This window comes from Vibrio caribbeanicus ATCC BAA-2122 (assembly GCF_000165125.1).
Classification (GTDB): Bacteria; Pseudomonadota; Gammaproteobacteria; order Enterobacterales; family Vibrionaceae; genus Vibrio; species Vibrio caribbeanicus.
This window is the reverse complement of record NZ_AEIU01000083.1, coordinates 176,580-194,728: the sequence shown is the minus strand read 5'-3', so window position 1 is coordinate 194,728 and position 18,149 is coordinate 176,580. Positions and strand designations below refer to the sequence as shown.

At 42.0% G+C, this 18,149-nt stretch carries 16 protein-coding genes; 4 read left to right on the top strand and 12 right to left on the bottom strand.

What is annotated here, in order from left to right; translation table 11 throughout:
* Positions 1 to 125 precede the first annotated feature (125 nt).
* Positions 126 to 791, top strand: a complete 666-nt coding sequence (gene mutH / locus RH40_RS13830) for a DNA mismatch repair endonuclease MutH (RefSeq protein WP_009602190.1) — start codon at positions 126 to 128, stop codon at positions 789 to 791.
* Here mutH and RH40_RS13825 read toward each other — a convergent pair.
* Entirely contained in the window at positions 788 to 1,099 is a 312-nt protein-coding gene (locus tag RH40_RS13825) for a DUF6482 family protein (RefSeq protein WP_009602189.1), read from the bottom strand. The genes mutH and RH40_RS13825 overlap by 4 nt on opposite strands.
* 121 nt (positions 1,100 to 1,220) lie before the next feature.
* Between RH40_RS13825 and RH40_RS13820 the strand changes: the two genes are divergently transcribed.
* Positions 1,221 to 2,255 (top strand): NADP(H)-dependent aldo-keto reductase, encoded by a 1,035-nt coding sequence (locus RH40_RS13820; RefSeq protein ID WP_009602188.1) that lies wholly within the window; start codon positions 1,221 to 1,223, stop codon positions 2,253 to 2,255.
* A 26-nt stretch (positions 2,256 to 2,281) separates the two neighbouring features.
* Here the strand turns inward: RH40_RS13820 and RH40_RS13815 are convergent, their stop codons facing one another.
* The 5 genes from RH40_RS13815 to brnQ form a co-directional block, all read right to left on the bottom strand.
* Complete coding sequence (locus tag RH40_RS13815) at positions 2,282 to 2,524, bottom strand: hypothetical protein (RefSeq protein WP_009602187.1); 243 nt, start codon at positions 2,522 to 2,524, stop codon at positions 2,282 to 2,284.
* Positions 2,525 to 3,040: 516 nt separating this feature from the next.
* Positions 3,041 to 4,375, bottom strand: coding sequence for a cyclic-di-GMP-binding transcriptional regulator VpsR (gene vpsR / locus RH40_RS13810; RefSeq protein ID WP_009602186.1), 1,335 nt, complete (start codon positions 4,373 to 4,375; stop codon positions 3,041 to 3,043).
* A gap of 315 nt (positions 4,376 to 4,690) precedes the next feature.
* On the bottom strand, positions 4,691 to 6,208 hold the full coding sequence (gene lysS, locus RH40_RS13805; protein WP_009602185.1) for a lysine--tRNA ligase: 1,518 nt from the start codon (positions 6,206 to 6,208) through the stop codon (positions 4,691 to 4,693).
* 38 nt (positions 6,209 to 6,246) lie between these two features.
* A protein-coding gene (gene prfB / locus RH40_RS13800; RefSeq protein WP_139056891.1) for a peptide chain release factor 2 occupies positions 6,247 to 7,345 on the bottom strand; the annotation gives its coding sequence in 2 pieces (ribosomal slippage) (positions 6,247 to 7,269 and positions 7,271 to 7,345; 1,098 coding nt in all).
* A gap of 141 nt (positions 7,346 to 7,486) precedes the next feature.
* Positions 7,487 to 8,791, bottom strand: coding sequence for a branched-chain amino acid transport system II carrier protein (gene brnQ, locus RH40_RS13795; RefSeq protein ID WP_009602183.1), 1,305 nt, complete (start codon positions 8,789 to 8,791; stop codon positions 7,487 to 7,489).
* Between the two features lie 312 nt (positions 8,792 to 9,103).
* On the opposite strand from brnQ, the gene RH40_RS13790 reads away from it, so the two are divergent.
* On the top strand, positions 9,104 to 9,811 hold the full coding sequence (locus RH40_RS13790; RefSeq protein ID WP_009602182.1) for a tRNA1(Val) (adenine(37)-N6)-methyltransferase: 708 nt from the start codon (positions 9,104 to 9,106) through the stop codon (positions 9,809 to 9,811).
* Positions 9,812 to 9,901: 90 nt separating this feature from the next.
* Positions 9,902 to 11,125, top strand: coding sequence for an ATP-dependent RNA helicase SrmB (gene srmB / locus RH40_RS13785; RefSeq protein WP_009602181.1), 1,224 nt, complete (start codon positions 9,902 to 9,904; stop codon positions 11,123 to 11,125).
* Positions 11,126 to 11,207: 82 nt separating this feature from the next.
* Here the strand turns inward: srmB and prfC are convergent, their stop codons facing one another.
* From prfC to ftsH, 6 genes are all read right to left on the bottom strand, one after another.
* Positions 11,208 to 12,797: a peptide chain release factor 3 gene (gene prfC / locus RH40_RS13780; RefSeq protein WP_009602180.1), complete on the bottom strand. Its 1,590-nt coding sequence runs from the start codon at positions 12,795 to 12,797 to the stop codon at positions 11,208 to 11,210.
* 182 nt (positions 12,798 to 12,979) lie between these two features.
* Positions 12,980 to 13,429 carry a ribosomal protein S18-alanine N-acetyltransferase gene (gene rimI / locus RH40_RS13775; RefSeq protein ID WP_009602179.1) on the bottom strand — a complete coding sequence of 150 codons (450 nt, stop codon included), beginning with the start codon at positions 13,427 to 13,429 and terminating at the stop codon, positions 12,980 to 12,982.
* Positions 13,426 to 13,827 carry a DNA polymerase III subunit psi gene (locus RH40_RS13770; protein WP_009602178.1) on the bottom strand — a complete coding sequence of 134 codons (402 nt, stop codon included), beginning with the start codon at positions 13,825 to 13,827 and terminating at the stop codon, positions 13,426 to 13,428. The genes rimI and RH40_RS13770 overlap by 4 nt, the downstream gene beginning before the upstream one ends.
* A gap of 114 nt (positions 13,828 to 13,941) precedes the next feature.
* Positions 13,942 to 15,282, bottom strand: coding sequence for a phosphoglucosamine mutase (gene glmM, locus RH40_RS13765; RefSeq protein WP_009602177.1), 1,341 nt, complete (start codon positions 15,280 to 15,282; stop codon positions 13,942 to 13,944).
* A gap of 22 nt (positions 15,283 to 15,304) precedes the next feature.
* Positions 15,305 to 16,135: a dihydropteroate synthase gene (gene folP, locus RH40_RS13760; protein WP_009602176.1), complete on the bottom strand. Its 831-nt coding sequence runs from the start codon at positions 16,133 to 16,135 to the stop codon at positions 15,305 to 15,307.
* A 50-nt stretch (positions 16,136 to 16,185) separates the two neighbouring features.
* Positions 16,186 to 18,114, bottom strand: coding sequence for an ATP-dependent zinc metalloprotease FtsH (gene ftsH, locus RH40_RS13755; protein WP_009602175.1), 1,929 nt, complete (start codon positions 18,112 to 18,114; stop codon positions 16,186 to 16,188).
* Positions 18,115 to 18,149 lie beyond the last annotated feature (35 nt).

The window sequence follows — 18,149 nt, the reverse complement described above, 5'->3', positions numbered from 1 at the left end:
TATCTCATACCTTAATATCTGCAAAGGCCAACACCTTCCCTTGAGGCATGTATCAAGTTATGATCATATTTAAGGTTATAATAAATAGCCATTGTATTGCCCTAACTGAAATCACTTAATTTAATATGAAACCAGCACCAAAATCAGAAACAGAGCTTTTAAACCGCGCATTAGACATCTCAGGTATTAGTTTGAGAGAGTTAGCCGATGAGCTCAGTATTGCGGTTCCGCAAGACCTGCGTCGTGATAAAGGATGGGTGGGGCAAATAATAGAAAAGCATCTAGGAGCACAAGCAGGTAGCCGGCCAGAGCAAGACTTTGCAGAATTAGGGATTGAGCTGAAGACTATTCCAGTCAGTCATTCGGGTAAGCCACTTGAAACAACATTTGTTTCGGTGGCACCACTGGTTGGCATACATGGCCTGACATGGGAAAACAGCCACGTACGACATAAGCTCTCTAAAGTACTATGGATCCCCGTAGAAGGGGAAAGAGAAATTCCTTTAGCTGAGAGAAGAGTGGGTGCACCGCTTCTCTGGACCCCGTCACAGCGTGAGGAGGATATGTTAAGAGCAGATTGGGAAGAGATAATGGAGCACATTGCACTAGGTAACGTTAGCGCCATATCAGCTCGAATGGGACAGGTGATGCAACTACGCCCAAAAGCTGCGAATAACAGAGCAAGAACAAGGGCGTACGGCACGAGCGGACGCACCATACAAGCCCTACCGAGAGGGTTTTATTTGCGAACCCAGTTTACTGCAGAGATACTAGCCAATCACTTTATTTAGTGCGGCGTTAATGGTAACTCTTCATCATAGTAAAGCGGAGCATCTCCACCACCAAACTCGTCGTAGGCATTGTGAAGTCGCAAGAAAGCTTGCTCGACGCCTAACCGGATGAGTTCTTCTTTGACTAACTCGAGTGAGTCGAAATGCAGTGGCTCATCGTTTTTCTTTATCGGCTCAATCTGATCCTTGTATTCCACAGCTAGTAGATACTGAGACAAGTCCGAACATCCGATGACAAAAACCTTTGGTGGAATAAAATCAGCGTCGTGCTCACCGTGAATCCACCTATCTAATTGACTTTTTTGCATATATCCCTCCAAACGTCGTCAATTTTATGTTTTGAAACAGATAAAGCGCAATGTTTCACATTTTTTGTTACTCACATTCCATATAGTAGGATCACTTTCAAAATATCTACAGGGATCACTAATGCGATATGTAAAGATACCCCACTCTACTTTAGAAGTGAGTAACATTGGTTTAGGCTCAATGACATACGGTGAGCAAAACGATCAAAATGACGCATCTAGTCAGTTAGACTATGCATTTGAGCGCGGTATCAATTTCATTGATACTGCTGAAATGTACCCCGTCCCGCCACAAAAACAAACCCAAGGATTAACCGAGAGCTACATAGGCAACTGGCTATCCAAATCTCAAAAGAGAGAAAAAGTCATACTTGCCACGAAAATAGCGGGACCTCGCAATGTCCCTTATATCCGTGACAATATGTCACTTAATAGAAGAAACATTCAACTCGCTATTGATGATAGCCTTCGCCGACTAAAAACCGATTACATTGATTTGTATCAGATACATTGGCCTCAAAGAAAGACCAATACATTCGGCACCTTAAATTACCCTTATATCGAACAGCATGAGGATGTTTCATTAATCGAAACACTCGAGGCATTATCCGAAATTATTAAAGCAGGCAAAGTTCGATATATCGGGGTTTCTAATGAGACGCCATGGGGAGTAATGACGCTGCTTCGATTAGCGGAAAAACATGATTTACCAAGAATCATCTCAATTCAAAACCCATATAACCTACTAAATCGTAGTTTTGAAATTGGATTATCAGAAATCAGCCATCATGAAGGAGTTAAATTACTCGCGTACTCACCGTTAGCTTTTGGTTGTTTGAGCGGTAAATATCTCAATAATGCAAAACCAGATGGTACACGTTGTTCTATTTACGAGCGCTTTCAGCGTTATTTTACGCCACAGGGTATAAAAGCGACTCAAGCGTATGTAGAGTTGGCAAAAGATCACAGGCTAGATCCGGCTCAAATGGCACTCTCTTTTGTAAACCTTCAACCTTTTGTCGCTACTAATATTATTGGGGCAACCACCTTATCTCAACTAAAGGCTAATATTAACAGCTTAACAATCTCCCTCTCCGAAGATTTTATCCGTGATTTAGAGAGCATTCATACACTCTACCCAAACCCTTGTCCATAAAAAGGGGAGCAACGCTCCCCCTGTAGCTATGATGCTGATATTCGAACATTAAGAACGCGTTTTATATGACGAACACGACGTTTAGCTTTCACACAATCCGGCTCTCCTGTCTCTAGTATATATCCCTCTTTAGTTACACCGATATCCTTTAGTAAATAGTCACTATGTAATGGGAGTGAATTTACCATACGATTTTTATTTCTTTTTTCACGGATAACATCAGCTTTTATAAGTAAGGTTGCTAGTTTTAGATATAAGGATTTTTTCATGATCTTCTCCAAAGGAAGCCGGGAAAAGGACAACGAATAGATATATTAATTTTTAATTCGCCACTTTTCCGCAGCCAATTAAATGAGGAAACGGATTAACTATTATTTTTACGAAAACACACGTTACTATTTGAAATAGTGAGTTATGAAATTTTAACTCTTTGTATTTTCATTAGTAGAGGTATGAATAGATGTGTTATTTTTAATAATCATAAATACCTCCTAAATAATAATTAATCTGATGTTGTAGAATTGATTTTTTGAAATCCAATCTATTGTAATCTTCTCATTGTAAAGATCAATAAATATCAATGAAAATTATTACCGTGTAAGAAATAGAAGGTCATATTTATATACTCAATTGACTTCAAAAATGCACGTTACTAAAGAGCTAGTTGTCTTGCTGAACCTAGCATATTGAGATTACTTGAGTATACTCATATGACCAAAATTGATGATTTACTTATAAAACCTCTAAAGATAAAGCGATCCCTGCTCAAAAATAGAAGAACTTAATTATGCCGAAATATCCGATATGATATTGTGCTTATTAAGCAAACGATACATTGTGGCCCGCGAAATCCCTAACTCTTTTGCTGCCATAGAGACTTGTCCGGAATGTGATTCTAGCACGAGGAGAAGCGCGTCTCTCTCGCTGCGTTCCCGGATACTCTTTAGACTCCGTCGACTATCACTTTGTTTAGGTAAATCTAATTCCATTTCGGTCAACATGACAGTATCTGACATTAAAACGACTCTTTGAACTTGGTGCATAAGTTCACGGACGTTGCCTGGCCAATGATACCGAGTTAATGTTTGCAGGGCTTCTTTGGTAAAACTCCGAGCTTGCGCATTGTATTCTTTTGAGTATTCCTGAAGAAAATGACGTGCAAGGATAGAAATATCGCCAGCTCTTTCTTTCAAAGACGGAACGCTTATCCGTAACACGTTAATATAATGATAAAGCTCTTCGTTAAAGTTTCCGTCTATGAGGGCTTTCTCTATATCCGCAGAGTTTGCAGCCAGAACCCTTACATCCACCTCTTTTCGACCATTAGCTGTATTTACCGTCCCATCCTGAAGGAATTTAAGTAAATTACACTGCTGTGCTTTAGGAAGTGTGAGGATATCATTGAGGAGAATTGTCCCCCCATCTGCGCGCTCCAATATAGAGAGATGCTCCTCATCAGACTGATGAAGTCCAAATAGCTCCGCCTCGACCTGAAATTCAGACATTGCCCGACAGTTTACAGAGATGAATTCTTTATTCGCCCTTGATGAAGTACGATGTACAGCACGTGCAACACTCTCTTTTCCGGTTCCACTCTCACCGAAGATAAGTATACTTACGTCTGTTGGCCCAATACGTTTGATTTGATCTCTTAGTCGCTTTACCGGTATTGAATCACCGATAATTCCCATGTCACTTTGGTTACCAAAATGTGGCCACACTTTTTTCTCTAATTTAAGCATCCCCAATTGGTGTCCGATGGTGCTCAGCAATTGAGTATCGGGTATGGGGGCTGTAAAAAAATCAATACAAAAGTTCACAATGAACTGACAGATTGTATCAGAACTCAATTGTGATTCTCGTATAAAGGCAAGCCAACGTACATGCTTGTGCTTACTAACAAGATTGGCGATTCCATTGAGACTAAACTCATCATGACTTAAATCAACAATGCCGATGCAAGGGCCGGTATCGGTAAATAGATCATCTGCTAAGCGAAGATCTCCACATTGGGTACACTTCCAGCCAACTTGTTCAAGGACTGAAAGCCAAGGTTCATAGGTGCCGCCTACGACAACCAAAGACCCGGGAACGGAGTCCATTCGGAATTGACTACCCATCAAGCTGGTTCCTTATATTGATAATGTAAATAACTCTATTCACTGTGATAGACACAGTCATCATGTCGTTACATTATAGAGACTCGCCAAGATAATCTGTCTCAAAAGTAAGATTAAGCCTTGAATGGCTATTTTTCCATACTTTTTGAGTAGTTAATTCCATAATTAAGCCATATTTCTAATGTTTTCGTGCACTTAGATTTGAAAAAACTAGTATTAAATTTAAGGACTTGCAGAGCATTGTACTGTATTAGGTGATTTTTAGACAAAAAAAGACCACCTTTAAGGTGGTCTGTCTGACTTATTACGCAAATATCAGCTCTGAGGACGCATTGCTGGAAATAGAATGACGTCCCTAATAGTGTGTGTATTTGTGAAAAGCATCGCTAAGCGATCAATACCAATTCCCTGCCCTGCTGTTGGTGGCAAGCCATGTTCTAAGGCCGTAATATAGTCGGCATCGTAGTACATCGCTTCATCGTCCCCTGCATCTTTTGCTTGAACTTGTGCTTTGAAACGAGCGTCTTGATCCTCTGCGTCATTCAACTCAGAGAAGCCATTAGCAACCTCTCGACCACCGATAAAGAATTCAAAACGGTCAGTAAAGAATGGATTATCATCACTACGTCTCGCTAATGGTGATATATCTGCAGGATAACCAGTAATAAACGTGGGCTGTATCAACTGGGGTTCCGCCGTTTCACCGAATATTTCCTCTAGTAACTGTCCGCATGTCCAAAAAGACTCAACCTCAACATGAACGGACTTAGCTATAGACACCATCTTTTCTCGATCTTGCAGATCAGACTCAGTCAACGCCTGAATTTCTCGATGCTCTGGATTGTAGTGTTTAATTGCTTCAAACATGCTCATTCGAGCATACTTGCCGCCGAACTCTACCGTTTCATCACCATATGGCATGGAAGTCGAACCGAGAACCTCAAGAGCAACGGAACTTAACATTTCTTCAGTTAAATCCATAAGATCTTTATAATCCGAATAAGCTTGATAAAACTCCATCATAGTGAATTCTGGATTATGTCTTGGGGACAACCCCTCGTTGCGGAAGTTACGGTTTATTTCAAATACACGGTCAAATCCACCAACAACCAAGCGTTTCAGATAAAGCTCGGGGGCAACTCTGAGATACATGTCGATATCTAGCGCATTATGATGCGTGATAAATGGCCTAGCTGTCGCTCCACCTGGGATAACATGCATCATCGGTGTCTCAACTTCCAAGTAACCTTTTGAACTCATAAAATTACGGATGGCTGCAACTAGCTTAGAGCGAACAATAAATGCTTCACGAGAGTCTTGATTAACGATCAAATCCACATAGCGCTGACGATAACGCATTTCTTGATCCGTTAGCCCGTGGAACTTTTCAGGCAATGGACGAAGCGCTTTCGTCAACAACTCATATGACTCCATGTTGACATAGAGATCACCTTTGCCTGATTTATGCAAAGCACCTTTAACACCGATAATATCTCCGATGTCTAGACCCTGATATTTTTCCTTCAGCTCTTTTTGTACATCTTTTGCCGCATATGCTTGAATGCGGCCAGACGTTTCTTGAATCGCTAAAAATGGGCCTCGCTTGGCCATAATACGCCCAGCAATAGCAACAATATGATTTAACTCTTCGAGTTCTTCTTTGCTTTTATCGCCGAACTCAGCCTGTAGATCCCCAGCTAGGTTTTCGCGACGAAAGTCATTTGGATGACCATTTGCTTTGCAAGCCTGACGGATGTGATCTAATTTACCGCGACGCTCTGCAATAAGCTTATTTTCTTCTTGTTGATTTTGGTTTTGAACAGCATCAGTCATTTTAGATGTATCCTGTTTCTCTCTATTTGGTAAAAAGTTTAAAGACCTGACTTCAGGCTGGCTTCGATAAACTTATCGAGATCGCCATCGAGAACTGCTTGAGTATTACGATTCTCAATCCCGGTGCGTAAATCTTTAATTCTAGAATCGTCTAATACATATGAACGTATTTGACTCCCCCAACCAATATCTGATTTTGCATCTTCATTTGCTTGTTTTTCAGCATTTTGTTTCTGAATTTCAAGCTCAAATAACTTCGCACGTAACTGCTTCATTGCCTGATCTTTATTTTTATGCTGCGATCGATCGTTTTGGCATTGAACCACGGTATTGGTCGGAACGTGAGTAATTCGAACGGCTGACTCTGTCGTGTTGACGTGCTGACCACCCGCTCCAGAAGCTCTATAAACATCAATTCTAAGGTCTGCGGGATTAATATCAATCTGTATGTTGTCATCAATCTCGGGGTAGATAAACGCAGAAGCAAATGATGTATGGCGCCGACCACTGGAGTCAAACGGAGATTTACGCACTAAACGATGCACGCCCGTTTCGGTACGTAACCAACCATAAGCGTACTCACCAGAGATTTTTATCGTCGCTCCTTTAAGTCCGGCTACTTCACCTTCTGAGACTTCAATAACTTCTGTCTTAAATCCCTTAGCCTCAGCCCAACGTAGGTACATACGAAGCAACATAGAAGTCCAGTCTTGTGCCTCAGTTCCCCCTGAGCCAGATTGCAAATCAATGTAACAGTCTGATGAATCATGATCACCAGAAAACATCCGACGAAATTCCAGCTTCTCTAACTTAAATTCCAATTCGATAAGTTCAGGTTCAATTTCGTCAAAGGTCTCTTGATCTTCTTCTTCGACAGCAAGCTCTAGAAGTCCTTCAACATCCTCAACACCTTGGTTTAGCTGGTCGATTGTTTCAACTACCGCTTCTAGGGATGAACGCTCTTTACCTAAGGCTTGGGCTCGCTCTGGTTCATTCCAAACATCGGGTTGTTCGAGCTCTGCGTTAACTTCTTCCAAGCGTTCTTGCTTAGCATCGTAGTCAAAGATACCCCCTTAAGGTATTTGTGCGCTCAGACACATCCTTAAGACGATTTTTAATAGGATTGATTTCAAACATGTTTGCTCAACATTTATGGATAGATTTTAGCCGAAGAATTGTACTTAAAAGTATTGAGAATATACAGGACTTTTTAAGTGGCTATAGAATACTCTCCCGAACATCTGTTCGGGAGAAATAATTATCGATAGAGGGAAATTTTTAATCAGTAATGACTTGGCGTGGAGCATTGCCAATAAAAATGGCTAATAGCATAGCAGTGCCTGTCGGTATCAACCAGCCCATACCGATATCAAACAAAGGTAACACGTTGAACTTCGACACATCTAGGCCAGCTACTTTCGCGGCATCGATCAAAGCAAATAATAGTGAAACCGCAATAACGAGTTGGTATGCAAAACGTGGATTTCTTAATTTGGAGCGAACAAAAGTCAACACGACTAGAGCAATAGCTACCGGGTACAGGGCGAATAAAACTGGAACAGAGAGTGTAATTAACTGAGATAAACCTACATTGGCTACCACTGCACACGCCAAACCATTAATTACCACCCAAAACTTATATGGAATTCGAGTTAAAGTACTAAAATAATCCGAGCATGCTGAGATCAATCCGATTGCAGTGGTTAAACATGCCAGAAGCACGATAATTGACAGAACCACCTGTCCATATGAACCAAATAATGCTTGAACATAAAGACTCAGAACCTCTCCACCATTATCCGCTCCCGCTGCCACGCCACTACTTGTCGCGCCAAGATAAAACAATGAGATATAAACAAAAGCTAAGCCTAAAGCAGCGATACACGCAGCACTAATCAGATACTTTGATGTTGGTTTGTGATCTGTAATTCCTTTTTGGCGCAGTGCATCAACGACTAACACTCCAAACATAAGAGAACCAAAAGTGTCCATCGTGTTGTACCCTTCCAAGAAGCCCTTTTGAAGCGGATGGGTAATATATTCTCCATGGGCTGCGATAATTTCACCTTGAGGGTCAACAAATACTGCTATCGCTAGAACAATTAAACCAATAAATAAAACGGGTGTAAGGATTTTACCAATGATATCGATTAGGCGCCCTTGAGACCAAGAAAAGAACATTGCAACCGCGAAAAAGAGGATCGAGAAGATGGTTAAGTGTGATTGCGTAGCATCAATAAAAAATGGTTTTACTGCCATTTCGTAGGCAACAAGACCTGTGCGTGGCGCAGCAAAAGCTGGACCGATAATAATGAAGATCAGCACTGCCATTGTGGTTGCGACAAATTTTGGAAGATCTTGGGTAAGATGTTCCCAAGAGCCACCTGCGACGGCAATAGCAACAATCGTTAGTAGAGGAAGACCTACAGCTGTGCACAGAAAACCAATCATAGCGGGTAGAAGACTCTCACCTGCAAGTTGACCAGCAAGAGGAGGGAAAATAATATTTCCTGCTCCTAAAAAGAACGCAAAAAGCATGAAGCCTAACGCAACGATATCTGTTAATTTTAAAGTCTGGTTCACTTTCGACCCTTTACTTATAATGATGTTTGATGTTGTATTTCACTGTCGAGTCCAACGAGACAAGACAAAATTAAGCGCGCATAATGACGAAATCCTTTGAAGGTAGCAAGTAACAGCAAAAAAACACCATATAAATTTATTAAATACATTATTTTGCAGAATATATCTCTACTATAAAATCATAATGAAGATAAATTAACCACAAAAAATTCACACAAACAACATAACATACAATATAAACCACTATTTAGTAGCACTAGACTAGTCCATGAAACTCAATATTGATAAATTCATAGAACAACACAATACTTTATGATCAAAACTAAAGACTTCCAATTTAAGCAATTTATTGTTCGTGGAGGATATTCAGGAATGCCAGTAAGTACAGATGGGGTTCTACTCGGTGCTTGGGCTCCTGTAAAAGGAATAAACTCTATACTCGACATAGGAACAGGAACTGGCCTTCTTAGCTTGATGTGCGCTCAACGAAATCACGAACTAATTATTGATGCTATCGACATTGATGAGAATGCCTTCCAAGCCGCTCAAATTAACATTGCATCTTCACCATGGAAAAATAGGATCACTCTTCATCATGCCAACATTTTAACTCATCACTTTAACAAACAGTTTGATGCCATTATCTGTAACCCGCCTTACTTTAATACTGGCCCACACTCAAACACCCCCTCAAGAGCTAAAGCTAGGCACACAACATCTCTAGATCACTCATCGTTATTACGCAGATGCCAATCACTGCTATCTTCTAGTGGTAAAGCTCACTTTATTTTTCCATTAACGGAGGGACACGAATTTCTTGACCTCATTAACCAAAATAACTGGTTTGTATCCGAAAGTTGTCATGTTCAGCCGACCAATACCAAGCCGTCCAATCGCCTTTTAATATCAATCCAAAAACAACCAACTCATCAATCAGTAACATCACTAGTCATCCGGGAAAACAACCATTATAGTGACGATTTTACTGCTCTCACTAAAGACTTTTATTTGAAGATGTAAAATAAACTGTGACCAAAGTTACCAATACATTTATACTGTGCGACCTTCAATTTGCATTGCTCACAACAAATAGTTTGTGGAGAGATTATCGTGATCAAAAATTTTGCTGAGCTAGATTTAGACCCAGATCTACTTCTTGCCATCGACGAAATGGGTTATCAGCGCCCGACCCAAATTCAAGCTGAAGCTATTCCGCAAGCACTAGACGGACGAGATGTCCTAGCATCAGCACCGACTGGCACGGGTAAAACAGCTGCGTTTGTTTTACCTGCTCTGCAATTTTTACAAGACTTTCCTCGTAAACAGCCAGGACCAGCTCGAATCTTAATTCTCACTCCTACTCGAGAGTTAGCAATGCAAGTTGCTGAACAAGCTCGTGCTCTTGCAAAACATACACGTCTCAATATTTTTACCATTACAGGTGGTGTTCAATATCAAGAACATGCCGACATATTGGCAACTACCCAAGACATCGTCGTCGCGACGCCTGGGCGACTGATGGAATACATCGAAGCAGAGCGATTCGATTGTAGAGCAATAGAGTGGCTTATATTAGATGAAGCAGACCGTATGCTTGATATGGGATTTGCCCCAACTGTTGATCGCCTATCTTCAGAATGTCGTTGGCGCAAACAGACCTTATTGTTCTCTGCAACCCTTGAGGGCAGAGGAGTTGAAGGTTTTACTGCTGACTTATTAAAAGAGCCTGCAATGATTGATGCTGAGCCATCACGCAGAGAACGTAAGAAAATTGCTCAGTGGTATCACAGAGCAGATGATATGGCTCATAAACTCGAGCTACTTAAATCTATTCTCAACAATCAAGCCGAGCGTTCTATTGTCTTTTTAAAGACTCGCGAGCGCCTATCTGCCCTACGTTCTGAGCTCGAAAAAGCAGAAATACCTTGTGCATGGATCCAAGGTGAAATGCCGCAAGATCGCAGAAATAATGCCATAAGCCGATTTAGTGATGGAACAGTGAACGTACTCCTAGCCACCGATGTTGCAGCAAGAGGTATTGATCTTCCCAATGTTACTCATGTCATTAACTATGACATGCCTCGCAGTGCAGATGTATATCTCCACCGCATAGGACGAACTGCGAGAGCAGGAAAAAAAGGCAATGCTATCTCCTTAGTCGAGGCTCATGATCAACCCATGATTGAAAGAGTCGCTCGCTACGTTAGCGAAGAAATCAAAGAACGCTTTATCAAAGAACTCCGTCCGAAGCATAAAAAACCTTCTTTTAAGAAAAAGAAAAAGCCCGAAAGTAACAAAAAAACCAAGAAAAATGTAAAAAAGAAAAAGAAGTAAGATCTAGATAAACGGCATGTTCTAAACTAAAAACCGCCTTTCAAGGCGGTTTTTGAATAAGAACTAGCGGTAACCCATGATCTTAATGTTCTCGGGTCGCTCTGAAGTCGACCTCTGGAAAACGCTCTTTGGCCAAGTTTAAATTCACCATTGTCGGCGCGATGTAAGTCAAATTATCACCACCATCTAATGCAAGGTTCACTTGATTTTTTCTCTGAAAATCATCAAGTTTCTTACCATCGCTGCATTCTACCCAACGCGCAGTAGCAACATTGACACTCTCGTAAATTGCCTCGACATTGTATTCAGCTTTTAATCGAGCAACAACAACATCAAACTGCAAAACTCCTACGGCACCAACAATTAAATCATTATTTTGCAGTGGTCGGAATACCTGTACAGCCCCCTCTTCTGAAAGCTGAACAAGTCCTTTAAGCAACTGCTTTTGCTTGAGAGGGTCTTTGAGTCTAATGCGTCGGAACAACTCAGGAGCAAAATTAGGAATGCCAGAAAACTTCAGCTGCTCTCCTTGGGTAAATGTATCTCCAATTTGGATTGTACCGTGATTATGCAAACCAATGATGTCACCAGCAAAAGCATTTTCGGCTCTGGCACGATCTCCGGCCATGAAAGTGACTGCATCCGAAATGTTCACTTGCTTCCCAAGGCGAACATGATTCATTTTCATGCCCTGCTTATATGTGCCAGACACAATACGCATAAACGCAATCCTATCGCGATGCTTTGGATCCATGTTGGCTTGAATCTTAAACACAAAGCCGGAGAAATTGTCTTCATCCGCTTCAACCTGCCGCTCATTCGCTTGACGAGGCATAGGAGCAGGAGCCCACTCAGTTAGGCCATCTAACATATGATCAACACCGAAGTTACCTAGTGCTGTTCCGAAATAAACCGGGGTTAACTCTCCAGCAAGGAATAATTCTTTATCAAACTCTGGACAAGCACCAATGACTAATTCAAGCTCTTCACGCAGTTGTTCCGCCAGTTCTGCACCAACAGCATCATCCAGCTCTGGACTATCTAGCCCTTTGATTATACGCGAATCTTGAATGGTATGACCTTGACCAGTACTGTAGAGAACAGTTTCATCGCGATGAATATGATAGACACCTTTAAATTCTTTTCCGCAGCCGATGGGCCAAGAAATTGGAGCGCAAGCCATATTTAGCTCACTTTCAACTTCATCAAGCAGTTCCATCGGGTCACGAATATCTCGATCAAGTTTATTCATAAAAGTCACGATTGGAGTATCACGCAGCCGTGTTACTTCCATCAGTTTACGGGTGCGATCCTCGACACCTTTTGCAGCATCAATAACCATCAGACATGAGTCCACGGCAGTTAAAGTTCGGTAAGTATCTTCAGAGAAGTCTTCATGTCCTGGAGTATCGAGCAAGTTAACCAGACATTCATTGTAAGGAAACTGCATAACTGAGGTTGTGACAGAAATACCACGTTCCTTCTCCATTTCCATCCAATCTGACTTCGCATGCTGCGCAGAGCCACGCCCTTTCACAGTTCCAGCCGTTTGAATTGCGCGTCCGAATAATAGAACTTTTTCTGTAATTGTGGTTTTACCCGCATCAGGGTGCGAGATAATCGCGAAGGTCCTACGCTTGGAAACCTCGCCATTAAAAGGGGAGTTAGTCATCAAATTCTCTTCTTATTTGGTTTCATTTACCCCCACATAAAGCAGCAGTGGCGGTAATTCAGCTCGATTTTGTATGATAGTCTTTATCACATTCGAGTAGTAATCAAATCGAGCGGTATGTCATTCATTTTTTACTAGTAAAAATGGTAAATAATTTACATCGGCTCATACCCAAAAAGTTACTAAAGGAAAAAACGACACATTATAATAGCGTCTTCTTTACCTGACTCCGTCGGATAGTAGTTTAATCGACGATCAACTTCGTTAAAGCCATTCTTCAGGTACAACTGAAAGGCATTGGTATTACTCTCTCTTACCTCTAGCCATGCAGTCTCTGCGTTGAGTTCCTCACAGACATCAACAAAAGAATCAATAATCACATTTCCATAACCTTGCCCTTGAAAATCAGGACACACAGCGAGATTTAGTAAAGTGACTTCACCCATAATATGCTGAGCGTAGAAATACCCATAGATTTTGTCATGGTGACATAGCACATAATGACAAGCACCTCGGCTCGATATATTGCGAATCATATTTTCTGACCATGGATGGCTATGTGCTCTCCTTTCGATGGCCCAAACTCTATCGAGGTCACTGACAACTAAAGGTCTAATACTGGTATTATTCATGATTGGTAAGAACAAATTTGCTGCCATAAAGCACGGCGCTGCGCATTATTGCCTTCGATATCCTCTAGAACTGGCGTTTGCAGTAATTTACATCCAACATCGAAGTTAGGAGAGCATCCGGCAAACCATATCCACTCTATTCGGCTCAAATCAACTCGGTTTAGATCACATGGTAGTAAATGTAAGGACATTTCAGTGGTGAGCCCCATACTGTTCATCACCTTATCAAACATAACCAATGTCGATCCATTAGGCGCATTGATAGAAACAAATAGTAATTTGCAGTTCTCGGGCGAAGAAAAATAATGCGGGCTATGACTTGATACTTTTTGTGGTTGAGTAAGCTGATAGTATTCAAAGCCCATCTCATCCAAATAATTTAGGTCTCTTCTCTGCATAACTCATCATTACTTATAATTGCTCAGCAATAATAACACAAAGTACCGACCAGCCGATAGTGACGCCTAATGGATAAAAATGCCAATCAAACTGATGGCATTTTTACCAAAAGATTAGAAACTTGCTCTTACTTTATCTGCAATCCTACTTGCGCAAGACTGAACAAGATCGCTGTCTTCACCTTCAACCATTACTCTTATTAGAGGTTCTGTACCTGATTTACGTAAGAGTACGCGACCTTTATCGCCAAGCAACGCTTCAGCAGCACTCACCTCTGCTTTCACCAGTTCAGCATCAATTGGATTAGAGTCTCCAGAAAATCTAACGTTCTCTAATACTTGAGGATAAAGCACCATACCTTGAGAAAGATCATATAAAGACATACCGCTATCAACCACAGAAGCGAGTACAGTGAGAGCTGCGACAATTGCGTCACCAGTGGTCACTTTGTCAAGTAGGATAATATGACCTGAATTTTCAGCACCAATGGTCCAGTTTTTCTCAAGAAGCTTTTCCATCACATATCGGTCACCAACAGCTGCCCTTTCAAATGGAATACCCAGTTGTTTTAGGCCGTTTTCCATACCTAAGTTAGTCATTAAGGTGCCAATCACTCCACCTTTAAGTTCTCCACGTCTGAGAGCATCTCTTGCTATGATGTAGGCCATTTGGTCACCATCGACCTTATTCCCCAAGTGGTCGACCATAATAATGCGGTCACCATCACCATCAAAAGCTAAACCCAATGTAGCCTCTTCCTCAACAACACGTGCTTGAAGTGCTCTAACATCCGTCGCCCCGACTTGATCATTGATATTCGTGCCATTGGGTTCAACACCCATAGCAATAACTTCAGCGCCAAGCTCTTTAAAAACAGCAGGAGCAATTTGATAAGTGGCACCGTGAGCACAATCAACAACAACTTTCATTCCGTGGAGGCTTAACGTTGATGGAAAAGTACTTTTACAGAACTCAATATAGCGTCCGGCAGCATCGTTAAGTCGACTGGCTTTTCCCAATAAAGATGAATCAACACACTCAATTTCTTTATCGAGTTCAGCTTCTATAGCGAGCTCTATCTCATCAGGTAGTTTCGTACCTTCAGAAGAGAAAAATTTGATACCGTTATCATAGTAAGGGTTATGCGAAGCCGAAATGACAATTCCAGCCTCAGCACGAAATGTTTGAGTTAAATAGGCAACGGCTGGCGTTGGCATCGGACCGGTAAATGTTGCTTTTAAACCAGCAGCAGCAAGACCCGCCTCTAATGCAGACTCAAGCATATAACCGGAAATTCGGGTATCTTTACCTATTATTACCTTTTTGGTGCCTTGCTTAGCGAGGACTCTTCCCGCTGCCCACCCGAGCTTTAAAACAAAATCAGGTGTAATTGGATATTGACCAACTTTACCTCGCACGCCATCAGTGCCAAAATATCGTCTTCTCTGAGACATGATTATTCCTTCTAATACCTAATCAATGGTTGTCTAAAACCATTGAAACAATTTTCATCGCGTCGAGTGTCTCTTCAAAGTCATGCACTCGTATGATCTGAGCACCTTTAAACGCTGCAATAGTTGCGCAGCTAATACTCGCTGCAACACATTCAGAGGGTGTTTTTTCCAATAGTTTGAATAACATGGATTTACGAGACATACCTGCTAGGATAGGCAAACCAAACTGATGAAAAGACTCCAAATTAGCGAGCATTTGATAATTGTGTTGTAGAGTTTTACCAAATCCAAAACCTGGGTCTAAGATTAATTGCTCGCGTTGAATCCCTGCTGACTCACATTGTTCAATTCGTTGTTGTAAAAACACACCAACATCTTCTAACAAGTTATCATAAGTAGGGTTTTCCTGCATTGTACGAGGTTGCCCTTGCATATGCATGATACAAATAGGCAAGCCCAGTGTAGCAGCAACCTCCAATGCTCCAGGTTCTTGTAACGCTCGAACATCATTAATAATGTCAGCGCCAGCAAGTGCCGCTTGCTTCATGACTTCCGCTTTACTGGTATCAATCGAAATCCAAACATTGTGTTCACTTCGTATCGCTTCAATAACAGGTATCACACGCTGTAATTCTTCTTCAAGTTCTACATCTGGAGCACCTGGGCGTGTTGATTCACCACCAATATCAATGATAGAGACGCCAGCTTCGATCATTCGCTTTGCTTGTGCGAGCGCATTATCTAAAGCTAAGAAACGCCCACCATCAGAGAAAGAATCAGGAGTCACATTCAAGATTCCCATTACATGAGGACGGGATAAGTCTAAGGTTTTATTGTTAGCTTGTATAATCATAATAAAGAGAAAAACCCCGAGTTTCCTCGGGGTTTATATAGTAGGGTTACTTACTCAGAGTCGTTTTTATCTGCTGTTTCTACAGATGACTCACTTGTGGTATCAACTGTTTCTTCGGACTTTTTATCACCAGAAGAACTTGGTTTTGTATTTTTATCCGACCAACCCGCTGGCTCACGGATATCGGATTTGCGATCCATAAGATCGTCAATCTGACCAGCATCAATCGTTTCGTACTTCATTAACGCATCCTTCATGGCATGCATTATGTCCATATTCTCTTCAAGAATCTGTTTAGCGCGAGCATAGTTGCGATCGATTATTTGACGTATTTCATTGTCTATCAGTTTTGCAGTCTCATCCGACATATGTTTGGTCTGAGTAACGCTACGCCCTAAGAATACTTCACCCTCCTCTTCTGCATAGAGAAGAGGACCGAGCTTATCTGAAAAGCCCCACTGAGTAACCATTTTACGCGCGATATCGGTAGCTCGCTCGATATCATTAGATGCACCAGTTGAGACCTTGTCTACACCGTATATCAGCTCTTCTGCAAGTCGACCACCATACAAGCTTGAAACCATAGACTCGAGATGCTGACGTGACATACTTACTCGATCTTGCTCAGGCAGATACATGGTCACACCCAACGCGCGGCCACGAGGTATAATAGATACTTTATACACAGGATCGTGTTCTGGGACCAGACGACCTACTATCGCGTGTCCGGCTTCATGATAAGCGGTAGACTCTTTAGTATCTTCTGACATGACCATAGAGCGGCGCTCAGCACCCATCATGATTTTGTCTTTGGCCAGTTCAAATTCGACCATAGATACATTACGCTTGTTTCCTCGAGCAGCGAACAAAGCCGCTTCATTGACAAGGTTTGCTAAGTCTGCACCTGAAAACCCTGGCGTGCCACGTGCAATCAACGAGGGCTGCACATCGTTTGCAAGAGGGACCTTGCGCATATGCACATCAAGTATTTGTTCACGGCCGCGCACATCAGGCAGACCAACAACGACTTGACGGTCAAAACGCCCAGGACGCAAGAGCGCAGGATCTAGAACATCAGGGCGGTTTGTGGCTGCGATAACAATTATGCCTTCATTGCCTTCAAACCCATCCATTTCTACCAGCATTTGGTTAAGTGTTTGTTCACGTTCATCATGACCACCACCAACACCTGCTCCACGCTGACGACCAACTGCGTCAATTTCATCAATGAAGATAATACACGGCGCTGCTTTTTTAGCTTGCTCGAACATGTCTCGGACCCGAGAGGCACCGACACCAACGAACATTTCGACGAAGTCTGAACCTGAAATAGTGAAAAACGGTACTTTTGCCTCACCTGCGATAGCTTTAGCAAGCAATGTTTTACCTGTTCCAGGGGGACCTACCATCAAGACACCAGTTGGTATTTTGCCACCCAGTTTCTGGAATCGGCTTGGGTCACGCAAGTATTCAACGAGTTCAGCAACGTCTTCTTTTGCTTCATCACAGCCAGCGACATCAGAAAACGTTGTTTTGATTTGCTCTTCGCTCATCATACGTGCTTTGCTCTTGCCGAATGACATAGCGCCTTTACCACCGCCACCTTGCATCTGGCGCATGAAGAAGATCCACACCCCGATAAGAAGCAGCATTGGGAACCAAGAGATGAAAATCGTGCTCAGTAGCCCCGGTTCGTCCGGCGGGGTTCCTTTGACGGTTACATCTTTCTTGATCAAATCATCAAGGAGCTTCTCATCTCGGACAGGCATGTAAGTCACATGACGTGTGCCACCGCTACGGCGCAAGAAAGTGATTTCATCGCCTTTAAATGTTGCTTCCTGAATCTGACCTTGACCAACTTCTTTTACGAATTTGGTGTAGTCCACCACTGTGTTGTTACTGTTTCCTGGACCAAAGCTGTTGAAAACCGACATCAATACGACGGCGATCACTAGCCACAGAATTAAATTTTTTGCCATGTCACTCAAGGTGTAAGCCTCTCGATAACTAATTG

Excerpts from the sequence above, each read along its gene's own strand:
- glmM (WP_009602177.1), bottom strand. The coding sequence starts at position 15,282 with ATGTCTCAGAGAAGACGATATTTTGGCACTGATGGCGTGCGAGGTAAA.
- rimI (WP_009602179.1), bottom strand. The coding sequence starts at position 13,429 with ATGAATAATACCAGTATTAGACCTTTAGTTGTCAGTGACCTCGATAGA.
- RH40_RS13825 (WP_009602189.1), bottom strand. The coding sequence starts at position 1,099 with ATGCAAAAAAGTCAATTAGATAGGTGGATTCACGGTGAGCACGACGCT.
- prfC (WP_009602180.1), bottom strand. The coding sequence starts at position 12,797 with ATGACTAACTCCCCTTTTAATGGCGAGGTTTCCAAGCGTAGGACCTTC.
- lysS (WP_009602185.1), bottom strand. The coding sequence starts at position 6,208 with ATGACTGATGCTGTTCAAAACCAAAATCAACAAGAAGAAAATAAGCTT.
- mutH (WP_009602190.1), top strand. The coding sequence starts at position 126 with ATGAAACCAGCACCAAAATCAGAAACAGAGCTTTTAAACCGCGCATTA.
- vpsR (WP_009602186.1), bottom strand. The coding sequence starts at position 4,375 with ATGGGTAGTCAATTCCGAATGGACTCCGTTCCCGGGTCTTTGGTTGTC.
- folP (WP_009602176.1), bottom strand. The coding sequence starts at position 16,135 with ATGATTATACAAGCTAACAATAAAACCTTAGACTTATCCCGTCCTCAT.
- RH40_RS13770 (WP_009602178.1), bottom strand. The coding sequence starts at position 13,827 with ATGCAGAGAAGAGACCTAAATTATTTGGATGAGATGGGCTTTGAATAC.
- RH40_RS13815 (WP_009602187.1), bottom strand. The coding sequence starts at position 2,524 with ATGAAAAAATCCTTATATCTAAAACTAGCAACCTTACTTATAAAAGCT.
- ftsH (WP_009602175.1), bottom strand. The coding sequence starts at position 18,114 with ATGGCAAAAAATTTAATTCTGTGGCTAGTGATCGCCGTCGTATTGATG.
- RH40_RS13820 (WP_009602188.1), top strand. The coding sequence starts at position 1,221 with ATGCGATATGTAAAGATACCCCACTCTACTTTAGAAGTGAGTAACATT.
- RH40_RS13790 (WP_009602182.1), top strand. The coding sequence starts at position 9,104 with ATGATCAAAACTAAAGACTTCCAATTTAAGCAATTTATTGTTCGTGGA.